Annotated in this window: 6 protein-coding genes; 5 read left to right on the top strand and 1 reads right to left on the bottom strand. The window is 52.8% G+C overall.

Features of this window, described 5'->3' with window-relative positions; translation table 11 throughout:
* Positions 1 to 118: 118 nt before the first annotated feature.
* Entirely contained in the window at positions 119 to 841 is a 723-nt protein-coding gene (gene ubiG, locus D9742_RS10715) for a bifunctional 2-polyprenyl-6-hydroxyphenol methylase/3-demethylubiquinol 3-O-methyltransferase UbiG (protein ID WP_130236894.1), read from the bottom strand.
* 146 nt (positions 842 to 987) lie between these two features.
* Here ubiG and gyrA point away from each other — a divergent pair, with 146 nt between their 5' ends.
* The 5 genes from gyrA (at position 988) to D9742_RS10690 (ending at position 12,260) form a co-directional block, all read left to right on the top strand.
* Complete coding sequence (gene gyrA, locus D9742_RS10710; protein ID WP_130236893.1) at positions 988 to 3,615, top strand: DNA topoisomerase (ATP-hydrolyzing) subunit A; 2,628 nt, start codon at positions 988 to 990, stop codon at positions 3,613 to 3,615.
* Between the two features lie 148 nt (positions 3,616 to 3,763).
* A complete protein-coding gene (locus D9742_RS10705; RefSeq protein ID WP_130236892.1) occupies positions 3,764 to 5,452 on the top strand; it encodes a DUF2138 domain-containing protein in 1,689 nt (562 codons plus the stop codon).
* Complete coding sequence (locus tag D9742_RS10700; protein ID WP_130236891.1) at positions 5,449 to 6,072, top strand: DUF1175 domain-containing protein; 624 nt, start codon at positions 5,449 to 5,451, stop codon at positions 6,070 to 6,072. Before D9742_RS10705 ends, D9742_RS10700 begins: the two co-directional genes overlap by 4 nt.
* A gap of 23 nt (positions 6,073 to 6,095) precedes the next feature.
* Positions 6,096 to 10,610 (top strand): alpha-2-macroglobulin, encoded by a 4,515-nt coding sequence (locus D9742_RS10695; protein ID WP_205712873.1) that lies wholly within the window; start codon positions 6,096 to 6,098, stop codon positions 10,608 to 10,610.
* A complete protein-coding gene (locus tag D9742_RS10690) occupies positions 10,611 to 12,260 on the top strand; it encodes a YfaQ family protein (RefSeq protein ID WP_130236890.1) in 1,650 nt (549 codons plus the stop codon). It begins immediately after the preceding gene.
* Positions 12,261 to 12,263: the final 3 nt, after the last annotated feature.

The raw sequence follows: 12,263 nt of genomic DNA, 5'->3' as shown, positions 1-12,263 counted from the left end.
GCCTGATGCGGCGTAAACGCCTTATCTGGCCTACGGGGAGCATTTGTAGGCCTGATAAGACGCGGCAAGCGGCGCATCAGGCATTGGCACGGTTGCCGGATGTATCCGGCCAACCATCTCACTTATTCTGCGTGTGCAGCATATAGTTCACATCCACGCCGGGGCCGAGCTTAAAGGAGTTAGTGATCGGGTTGTAATGCAGCCCGGTCATATGACGTTCTTTAAGACTGGTCTGATCCACCCAGCCCAGCAGTTCTGCCGGTTTTATAAATTTCTTCACGTCGTGCGTACCTTTAGGCACCATGCGCAAAATATATTCAGCGCCAACCACCGCCATCAGCCAGGACTTGCCGTTGCGGTTAAGCGTCGAGAAAAAGACATCGCCGCCCGGTTTCACCAGTTGTGCACAGGCTCTGACCACTGACTGCGGATCGGGAACGTGCTCCAGCATCTCCATGCAGGTCACCACATCATACTGCCCGGCATGTTTTGCCGCGTGTTCTTCAACGGTTTCCTGTACGTACTCTACCTGAATACCGCTTTCCAGCGCATGCAGCTTTGCCACCTGCAATGGCTCAAAGCCCATATCCAGACCGGTCACCGTCGCGCCTTCGCGCGCCATACTCTCGGCCAGAATGCCGCCACCGCAACCAACATCGAGCACCTTTTTGCCAAATAAACCGCCAGCACGCTCGGAAATATAGCCCAGACGCAGCGGGTTAATACGGTGCAGTGGTTTGAACTCACCTTCAAGATCCCACCAGCGGGAGGCAACAGCTTCAAATTTAGCGATCTCTTCGTGGTCTACGTTATGGTTGACCGGCGATTTTTCGGCATTCATTGGTACTTCTACTCCGTAATTGGCAAGACAATCGAGTATATCAGGCATTGGATGTGAATAAAGCGTATTGGTTTACCTCAATCTGCGCGGCTGTGTTATAATTTCCGACCTTTGAATCCGGGATACAGTAGAGGGATAGCGGTTAGATGAGCGACCTTGCGAGAGAAATTACACCGGTCAACATTGAGGAAGAGCTGAAGAGCTCCTATCTGGATTATGCGATGTCGGTCATTGTTGGCCGTGCGCTGCCGGATGTCCGAGATGGCCTGAAGCCGGTACACCGTCGCGTACTTTACGCCATGAACGTACTAGGCAATGACTGGAACAAAGCCTATAAAAAATCTGCCCGTGTCGTTGGTGACGTAATCGGTAAATACCATCCCCATGGTGACTCGGCGGTCTATGACACGATCGTCCGCATGGCGCAGCCATTCTCGCTGCGTTATATGCTGGTAGACGGTCAGGGTAACTTCGGTTCTATCGACGGCGACTCTGCGGCGGCAATGCGTTATACGGAAATCCGTCTGGCGAAAATTGCCCATGAACTGATGGCCGATCTCGAAAAAGAGACGGTCGATTTCGTTGATAACTATGACGGCACGGAAAAAATTCCGGACGTCATGCCAACCAAAATTCCTAACCTGTTGGTGAACGGTTCTTCCGGTATCGCCGTAGGTATGGCAACCAACATCCCGCCGCACAACCTGACGGAAGTTATCAACGGTTGTCTGGCGTATATCGATGATGAAGACATCAGCATTGAAGGGCTGATGGAACACATCCCGGGTCCGGACTTCCCGACAGCCGCTATCATTAACGGCCGTCGCGGTATTGAAGAAGCTTACCGTACCGGTCGTGGCAAGGTGTACATCCGCGCCCGTGCCGAAGTGGAAGTCGACGCCAAAACCGGGCGTGAAACCATTATCGTTCACGAAATTCCGTATCAGGTGAACAAAGCGCGCCTGATCGAGAAGATTGCGGAACTGGTAAAAGAAAAACGCGTGGAAGGCATCAGCGCGCTGCGTGACGAGTCAGACAAAGACGGTATGCGCATCGTGATTGAAGTTAAACGCGATGCGGTCGGTGAAGTGGTGCTCAACAACCTCTACTCCCAGACCCAGTTGCAGGTTTCTTTCGGTATCAACATGGTGGCATTGCACCATGGTCAGCCGAAGATCATGAACCTGAAAGACATCATCGCGGCGTTTGTTCGTCACCGCCGCGAAGTAGTGACCCGTCGTACTATTTTCGAACTGCGTAAAGCTCGCGATCGTGCTCATATCCTTGAAGCATTAGCCGTGGCGCTGGCGAACATCGACCCGATCATCGAACTGATCCGTCATGCGCCGACGCCTGCAGAAGCGAAAACCGCGCTGGTTGCTAATCCGTGGCAGCTGGGCAACGTTGCCGCGATGCTGGAACGTGCTGGCGACGATGCTGCGCGTCCGGAATGGCTGGAGCCAGAGTTCGGCGTGCGTGATGGTCTGTACTATCTGACCGAACAGCAAGCCCAGGCGATTCTGGATCTGCGTTTGCAGAAACTGACCGGCCTTGAGCATGAAAAACTGCTCGACGAATACAAAGAGCTGCTGGATCAGATCGCGGAACTGCTGCGTATTCTGGGTAGCGCCGATCGTCTGATGGAAGTGATCCGTGAAGAGCTGGAACTGGTTCGTGAACAGTTCGGTGATAAACGCCGCACTGAAATCACGGCTAACAGCGCAGACATCAACCTGGAAGATCTGATCACTCAGGAAGATGTAGTAGTGACGCTCTCTCACCAGGGCTACGTGAAGTACCAGCCGCTTTCTGAATACGAAGCGCAGCGTCGTGGCGGGAAAGGTAAATCTGCCGCACGTATTAAAGAAGAAGACTTTATCGACCGACTGCTGGTGGCGAATACCCACGATCATATCCTGTGCTTCTCCAGCCGTGGTCGCGTCTATTCGATGAAAGTTTACCAGTTGCCGGAAGCCACTCGTGGCGCGCGCGGTCGTCCGATCGTCAACCTGCTGCCGCTGGAGCAAGACGAACGTATCACCGCGATCCTGCCGGTGACTGAGTTTGAAGAAGGCGTGAAAGTCTTCATGGCGACCGCTAACGGGACTGTGAAGAAAACTGTCCTGACCGAATTCAACCGTCTGCGTACCGCCGGTAAAGTGGCGATCAAACTGGTTGAAGGCGATGAACTGATCGGCGTTGATCTGACCAGCGGTGAAGACGAAGTGATGCTGTTCTCCGCAGAAGGTAAAGTGGTGCGCTTTAAAGAGTCTTCTGTCCGCGCAATGGGCTGCAACACCACCGGTGTTCGCGGTATCCGTTTAGGCGAAGGCGATAAAGTCGTCTCTCTGATCGTACCGCGTGGCGATGGCGCAATCCTCACTGCAACGCAAAACGGTTACGGTAAACGTACCGCGGTGGCGGAATACCCAACTAAGTCGCGTGCGACGAAAGGGGTTATCTCCATTAAGGTTACCGAACGTAACGGTTTAGTGGTTGGCGCGGTGCAGGTAGATGACTGCGACCAGATCATGATGATCACCGATGCCGGTACGCTGGTACGTACTCGCGTATCAGAAATCAGCATCGTGGGCCGTAACACCCAGGGCGTAATCCTCATCCGTACTTCGGAAGATGAAAACGTGGTGGGTCTGCAACGTGTTGCTGAACCGGTTGACGATGAAGATCTGGATACTATCGACGGCAGTGCTGCGGAAGGAGACGATGAAATCGCTCCGGAAGTGGACGTTGACGACGAGCCAGAAGAAGAATAATTTCATCGCTTCATGACAGAAGGGAGTAAATATCCCTTCTTCGGAATGAAAAGTCCAGGCTGCAAAGTCTGGGCTTTTGTCGTATTAGGGCGCGCTAAAGGGCGGGTTCGTTCGTCAAAAATGACGGTTATACACAAGGAATGTGGCAATGAGCGGTGAAAAAAAGGCGAAAGGCTGGCAGTTTTATGGCCTTGTAGGTGTCGGTGTTGTTGCGCTCCTTTCCGCGGGCGTCTGGGCATTGCAATACACTGGCAGCGGTCCAGAAAAAACGTTGTCGCCGCTGGTGGTGCACAATAATTTGCAAATTGATCTCAATGAGCCGGACCTCTTTCTCGACAGCGATTCTCTAAGCCAGCTTCCCAAAGATCTCCTTACCATTCCTTTTCTCCACGATGTTCTAAGCGAAGATTTCGTTTTCTATTATCAGAATCATGCTGACCGTCTGGGCATTGAAGGCAGTATTCGCCGCATTGTGTACGAACATGATTTAACGCTGAAAGATAAACTCTTTGCCTCACTCTTAGACCAGCCCGCGCAGGCGGCACTGTGGCACGATAAACAAGGCCATCTTTCACATTATATGGTGCTTATCCAGCGTAGTGGCTTAAGCAAGCTGCTGGAGCCATTGCTGTTTGCCGCTACCAGCGACAGCCAGTTAAGCAAAACGGAAATCAGTAGCATCAAGCTAAATAATGAAACCATCCCTGTTTATCAGTTGCGCTATAACGGTAATAACGCCCTGATGTTCGCGGCTTATCAGGACAAGATGGTGGTCTTTTCCAGTACGGATATGCTGTTTAAAGATGACCAGCAGGATACCGAAGCCACGGCAATCGCAAGTGATTTGTTAAGTGGTAAGAAACGCTGGGAAACCAGTTTTGGCCTTGAAGAGCGTACTGCCGGAAAAACACCAGTACGCCAGCGCATCGTGGTCAGTGCAAATTTGCTGGGTTTTGGCTACCAGCGATTAATGCCTTCTTTTGCTGGTGTGCGCTTCGAAATGAGCAACGACGGTTGGCATAGCTTTCTGGCGTTAAATGATGAATCCGATAGTGTGGATGCCAGTTTCGATTTTACGCCGGTATGGAGCAGTATGCCTGCCGGGGCCAGCTTCTGCGTGGCTGTGCCTTATTCACACGGTATCGCTGAAGAGATGCTCTCACAAATCGGTCAGGAAAAAGATAAGTTGAATGGGGCATTAGATGGCGCAGCCGGGTTGTGTTGGTATGAGGATTCAAAACTGCAAACCCCGCTATTTGTTGGCCAGTTTGATGGCACTGCCGAACAGGCGCAATTGCCTGGGAAGCTGTTTACCCAAAATATTGGTGCTCGTGAAAGCAAAGCGCCAGAAGGCGTATTACCGGTAACTCAAACTCAGCAGGGCGAAGCGCAAATCTGGCGTCGCGAAGTCAGTTCCCGATACGGTCAGTATCCGAAAGCGCAGGCGGCGCAACCGGGTCAATTAATGTCGGATTATTTTTTCCGCGTGTCGCTGGCGATGCAAAACAAAACGCTGCTTTTCTCCCTCGATGACAGGCTGGTTAATAACGCCCTGCAAACACTAAATAAAACCCGCCCGGCAATGGTGGATGTAATACCCACTGATGGCGTCGTTCCGGTCTATATCAATCCACAAGGCGTAGCAAAACTTCTGCGTAATGAAACACTGGCCAGCCTGCCGAAGAATCTCGAACCGGTTTTTTATAACGCCGCACAAACTTTATTAATGCCGAAACTGGACGCTTTATCGCAACAGCCTCGTTATGTTATCAAGCTGGACCAGATGAAACCGGGCGCTGCCTGGCAATGGTTACCAATCAACTGGCAGCCATTATGAGGCGTGGACTGCTGGCACTGATTTGCTGGCTGTGTTGTTTTGTTGCTCATAGCGAAATGCTGAATGTAGAACAATCGGGACTGTTTCGCGCCTGGTTTGTGCGCATTGCACAGGAACAACTCCGTCAGGGGCCAAGTCCACGTTGGTATCAGCAGGATTGCGCTGGCCTGGTGCGCTTTGCCGCGAACGAGGCGCTGAAAGTTCACGATAGCAAATGGCTAAAAAGTAACGGTCTGTCAAACCAGTATTTACCGCCAGAGATGACGCTAACACCTGAGCAACGACAACTGGCACAAAACTGGAACCAGGGGAACGCTAAAACCGGACCCTATGTGACCGCGATTAATTTGATTCAGTACAACAGCCATTTTATTGGCCAGGACATAAACCAGGCGCGGCCTGGCGATATGATTTTTTTCGATCAGGGCGATGCCCAGCACTTAATGGTCTGGATGGGGCGTTACGTCATCTATCACACCGGAAGCGCTACGAAAACTGACAACGGAATGCGCGCAGTCAGTCTGCAACAACTTATGACATGGAAGGACACCCGATGGATACCCAACGATTCCAATCCCAATTTCATTGGCATTTATCGTTTAAATTTTCTGGCGCAATAGCGGCCTACCTGAGCCTGTCTCTTGTGGGGACGGGGCTTGCTAATGCTGACGATTTGCTTCCTTCCAGCAACTATGCGCCGCCAGCCGGGGGAACGTTCTTTTTGCTCGCTGACAGCAGTTTTAGCAGCAACGAAGAAGCGAAAGTGCGGCTGGAAGCGCCGGGGCGCGATTATCAACGTTATCAGATGGAAGAGTACGGCGGTGTGGATGTTCGCCTGTATCGTATCCCTGATCCGATGGCATTTCTGCGTCAGCAGAAAAACCTGCACCGCATTGTAGTACAACCGCAGTATCTGGGCGACGGTCTGAACAATACGCTGACCTGGCTGTGGGATAACTGGTACGGCAAATCTCGCCGCGTAATGCAACGTACTTTCTCTTCTCAGTCTCGGCAGAATGTGACTCAGGCGTTACCCGAATTACAGCTTGGCAATGCCATTATCAAACCTTCCGGTTATGTACAAAACAGCCAGTTTTCACCGCTGAAAAAATATCCACTGGTGGAACAGTTCCGTTACCCATTATGGCAGGCTAAACCGGTTGAGCCGCAGCAAGGCGTAAGACTGGAAGGTGAATCCAGTAACTTCATCTCGCCGCAGTCGGGCAACATCTATATCCCCCTCGGCAAACAAGAGCCGGGGCTGTATCTTGTCGAAGCGATGGTCGGCGGTTATCGGGCAACGACGGTGGTGTTTGTCTCCAATACCGTGGCGTTGAGTAAAGTGTCGGGTAACGAACTTCTGGTGTGGACCGCAGGCAAAAAGCTGGGGGAAGCGAAGCCGGGATCAGAAATTCTGTGGACTGACGGTCTTGGCGTGATGACCCGAGGCATCACCGATGACAGCGGCACCTTACAGTTACAACATATATCGCCTGAACGTTCATACATTCTGGGTAAAGATGCTGAAGGCGGCGTTTTTGTATCCGAGAACTTCTTCTACGAAAGCGAAATCTACAACACCCGCTTGTATATCTTTACCGATCGCCCTCTATACCGTGCTGGCGACCGTGTTGATGTCAAAGTGATGGGCCGCGAGTTCCACGATCCGCTGCATTCATCCCCCATCGTCAGCGCCCCGGCGAAACTCTCGGTGCTGGACGCCAACGGCAGCCTGTTGCAAACCGTCGATGTCACACTTGATGCGCGTAATGGCGGGCAGGGGAGTTTCCGCCTGCCAGAGAATGCCGTTGCCGGAGGTTATGAGTTACGTCTTGCTTACCGCAATCAGGTCTATAGCAGTAGTTTTCGCGTAGCCAACTATATCAAGCCACATTTCGAGATTGGTTTAGCTCTCGACAAAAAAGATTTCAAAACTGGCGAAGCGGTCAGCGGCAAACTGCAACTGCTCTACCCGGATGGCGAGCCGGTAAAAAATGCCCGCGTGCAGTTAAGTTTGCGCGCCCAACAACTTTCGATGGTCGGTAACGATTTGCGCTATGCCGGGCGTTTCCCGGTGTCGCTGGAAGGCAGTGAAACAGTTTCAGACGCCAGCGGTCATGTGGAGTTAAATCTTCCCGCAGCAGATAAACCGAGCCGCTATTTACTGACCGTCTCCGCCAGCGATGGTGCGGCGTATCGTGTTACCACCACCAAAGAAATCCTCATTGAGCGTGGCCTGGCGCATTACTCTTTAAGCACCGCTGCACAATACAGCAATAGCGGTGAATCGGTTGTTTTCCGTTATGCCGCGCTGGAATCTTCAAAACAGGTTCCTGTTACGTATGAGTGGTTGCGTCTGGAAGACCGCACGAGCCACAGCGGAGATCTACCGTCAGGTGGCAAATCCTTCACCGTTAATTTCGATAAACCCGGTAACTACAATCTGACGTTACGCGATAAAGACGGCTTAATTCTCGCAGGGTTAAGCCATGCGGTCAGTGGTAAGGGCACCACGGCGCATGCGGGTACGGTAGATATTGTGGCAGATAAAACGCTGTACCAGCCTGGTGAAACTGCGAAGATGTTGATTACCTTTCCAGAACCAATTGATGAAGCCTTGCTGACGCTGGAACGCGATCGCGTGGAACAGCAGTCGCTGCTTTCGCACCCGGCAAACTGGCTAACGCTACAACGCTTAAACGATACCCAGTATGAAGCCCGCGTTCCAGTGAGCAGTACCTTTGCGCCCAACATCACTTTTTCGGTGCTGTACACCCGTAACGGGCAGTACAGTTTTCAGAACGCTGGGATCAAAGTCGCCGTTCCCCAGTTAGATATTCGGGTGAAAACGGATAAAACCCACTACCAGCCGGGCGAACTGGTCAACGTCGAATTAACCTCGTTGCTGAAAGGTAAACCGGTTTCTGCGCAGCTAACGGTTGGTGTGGTCGATGAAATGATCTACGCGCTACAACCGGAAATCGCGCCGAATATCGGCAAATTTTTCTATCCCCTGGGGCGAAACAATGTGCGCACCAGTTCCAGCCTGTCATTTATCAGCTATGACCAGGCGCTCTCCAGCGAGCCTGTTGCGCCAGGCGCGACTAACCGCAGCGAGCGGCGAGTAAAAATGCTGGAACGTCCGCGGCGTGAAGAGGTGGATACCGCGGCATGGATGCCGTCGCTAACAACGGATAAACAAGGCAAAGCGTACTTTACGTTCCTGATGCCGGATTCGTTAACGCGCTGGCGCATTACCGCTCGAGGGATGAACGGCGAAGGACTGGTCGGGCAGGGGCGTGCTTATCTGCGTTCGGAAAAAAATCTCTACATGAAGTGGAGTATGCCAACGGTGTATCGCATGGGCGACAAACCAGCGGCAGGGCTGTTTATCTTCAGTCAGCAGGATAACGAACCGGTAGAGCTGGTGAGTAAATTCGCAAGCGACGAGACGCGCCAGACGCTGACGCTGCACAAAGGGGCGAATTATATTTCGCTGACGCAGAACATTCAGCAATCTGGCTTGTTAAGCGCAGAACTGCAACAAAATGGGCAAGTTCAGGACAGCATTAGCACAAAGCTGTCTTTTGTGGATAACACATGGCCTGTTGAGCAACAGAAAAACGTCATGCTCGGCGGTGGCGATAACGCGCTGATGTTGCCAGAGCAGGCGAGCAACATCCGACTACTAAGTAGCGAAACGCCGCAGGAGATTTTCCGCAATAACCTTGACGCGTTAGTTGATGAACCATGGGGGGGAGTGATCAACACCGGTAGCCGTTTGATCCCGCTAAGCCTCGCCTGGCGTTCGCTTGCCGATCATCAGAGTGCCGCCGCTAACGACATTCGTCAGATGATTCAGGATAACCGTCTACGGCTGATGCAACTGGCGGGGCCTGGTGCGCGCTTTACCTGGTGGGGTGAAGATGACAATGGCGACGCATTCCTCACGGCATGGGCATGGTACGCCGACTGGCAGGCCAGCCAGGTGCTCGGGGTAACGCAACAACCGGAATACTGGCAGCATATGCTCGACAGTTACGCGGAGCAGGCGGACAACATGCCGTTATTGCATCGGGCGTTGGTACTGGCGTGGGCGCAGGAGATGAATCTGCCGTGCAAAACATTGCTAAAAGGGTTGGATGAAGCTATCGCCCGGCGCGGAACTAAAACTGAAGATTTCTCTGAGGAAGACACCAGCGATATCAATGACAGCATGATCCTCGATACACCGGAATCTCCACTGGCAGATGCGGTGGCAAACGTCTTAACCATGACGTTACTGAAAAAAGCGCAGTTGAAGTCCACTGTGATGCCACAGGTTCAGCAATATGCGTGGGATAAAGCGGCAAACAGCAATCAGCCGCTGGCGCACACGGTTGTGCTGCTCAATAGCGGTGGCGACACCACCCAGGCGGCCGCTATTTTAAGTGGTTTGACCGCTGAGCAATCCACTATTGAACGCGCACTGGCCATGAATTGGCTGGCGAAATATATGGCGACGATGCCTCCGGTTGTGTTACCTGCGCCTGCGGGCGCATGGGCCAAACATAAATTAACCGGAGGGGGCGAATACTGGCGTTGGGTTGGTCAGGGAGTGCCTGAAATTCTCTCTTTTGGTGACGAATTATCGCCGCAAAATGTGCAGGTCCGCTGGCGTGAACCGGCAAAAACGGCTCAACAAAGTAACATTCCGGTGACCGTTGAACGCCAGTTGTATCGGCTTATCCCCGGTGAAGAAGAGATGAGCTTTACTCTGCAGCCGGTGACCAGCAATGAGATTGACAGCGATGCGCTGTATCTCGATGAAATTACGCTTACCAGCGAGCAGGATGCAGTTCTGCGCTACGGTCAGGTGGAAGTACCGCTCCCGCCGGGAGCCGACGTTGAACGGACAACGTGGGGCATTTCGGTCAATAAACCTAACGCCGCGAAACAGCAGGGGCAATTGCTGGAAAAAGCGCGTAATGAAATGGGCGAACTGGCCTATATGGTGCCGGTGAAAGAGCTGACGGGAACGGTCACTTTCCGCCATCTACTGCGCTTCTCGCAAAAAGGGCAATTCGTTCTACCACCTGCTCGCTATGTGCGTTCCTATGCACCTGCACAGCAAAGTGTTGCGGCAGGGAGCGAATGGACCGGGATGCAGGTGAAATAAGTGAACTGGCGCAGAATCGTCTGGCTATTGGCGTTGGTTACTCTGCCAACGCTTGCGGAGGAGACGCCGTTACAACTGGCACTGCGTGGTGCGCAGCACGATCAACTGTATCAGCTGTCGTCATCAGGCGTGACCAAAGCCTCGACATTACCTGACTCGCTCACCACGCCGTTAGGGAGTTTGTGGAAACTGTATGTTTACGCCTGGCTGGAGGATACCCATCAACCGGAGCAGCCCTACCAGTGTCGCGGAAACTCCCCGGAAGAGGTTTATTGTTGTCAGGCTGGGGAGAGCATAACGCGCGATACCGCGCTGGTACGTTCCTGTGGGCTCTATTTTGCGCCGCAGCGGTTGCATATTGGCGCAGATGTGTGGGGGCAATACTGGCAACAGCGTCAGGCACCTGCGTGGTTAGCGTCTCTTACTACGTTGAAGCCAGAAACCTCGGTAACGGTTAAATCGCTGCTTGATTCATTAGCGACGTTACCTGCGCAAAACAAAGCTCAGGAAGTCTTACTGGATGTGGTGCTGGACGAGGCGAAAATCGGTGTCGCATCCATGCTCGGTAGTCGAGTTCGGGTGAAAACCTGGAGCTGGTTTGCCGATGATAAACAGGAAATCCGTCAGGGTGGTTTTGCTGGTTGGTTAACCGATGGTACACCGCTGTGGGTTACTGGCAGTGGCACCAGCAAAACGGTACTGACCCGTTATGCGACGGTGCTTAATCGGGTTTTGCCAGTGCCGACGCAAGTTGCCAGTGGGCAATGTGTCGAGGTGGAGCTGTTTGCGCGCTATCCGCTGAAGAAAATCACAGCGGAAAAGAGTACGACGGCAGTAAAACCCGGCGTACTTAATGGGCGCTATCGTGTGACGTTCGCCAATGGTAACCACATCACGTTTGTTAGCCACGGTGAGACGACGTTACTGACGGAGCAGGGCAAACTGAAATTACAATCGCATCTCGATCGTGAAGAGTATGTTGCCAGAGTCCTGGATCGCGAGGCGAAAAGCACGCCTCCTGAAGCAGCGAAAGCCATGACCGTGGCGATTCGCACTTTTTTACAGCAAAACGCCAATCGGGAAGGCGATTGCCTGATCATTCCCGACAGCAGCGCCACCCAGCGTGTTTCTGCTTCGCCAGCCACCACGGGCGCGCGGACGATGACCGCCTGGACGCAGGATCTCATCTATGCGGGCGATCCAGTTCATTATCACGGCAGTCGCGCTACCGAAGGGACGCTTTCCTGGCGGCAAGCCACGGCCCAGGCGGGGCAGGGAGAGCGTTACGACCAGATACTTGCGTTTGCTTATCCCGACAACAGCCTTAGCCGCTGGGGAGCGCCACGTTCAACCTGCCAGTTATTACCCAAAGCGAAAGCCTGGCTGGCGAAAAAAATGCCGCAGTGGCGGCGTATATTACAAGGCGAGACGGGGTACAACGAACCAGACGTGTTTGCGGTCTGTCGTTTAGTCTCAGGTTTCCCCTATACCGATCGGCAGCAGAAACGGTTGTTTATTCGTAACTTCTTTACGCTTCAGGATCGGCTGGATTTAACCCATGAGTATCTGCACCTGGCCTTTGATGGTTATCCCACCGGGCTTGATGAGAACTATATCGAAACGCTGACCCGACAATTATTAATGGACTAATGC

The sequence above is a fragment of the Escherichia sp. E1V33 genome, from assembly GCF_004211955.1.
GTDB lineage: Bacteria > Pseudomonadota > Gammaproteobacteria > Enterobacterales > Enterobacteriaceae > Escherichia.
The sequence above is the reverse complement of the archived record's forward strand: the minus strand, read 5'-3'. Positions and strand labels throughout refer to the sequence as shown.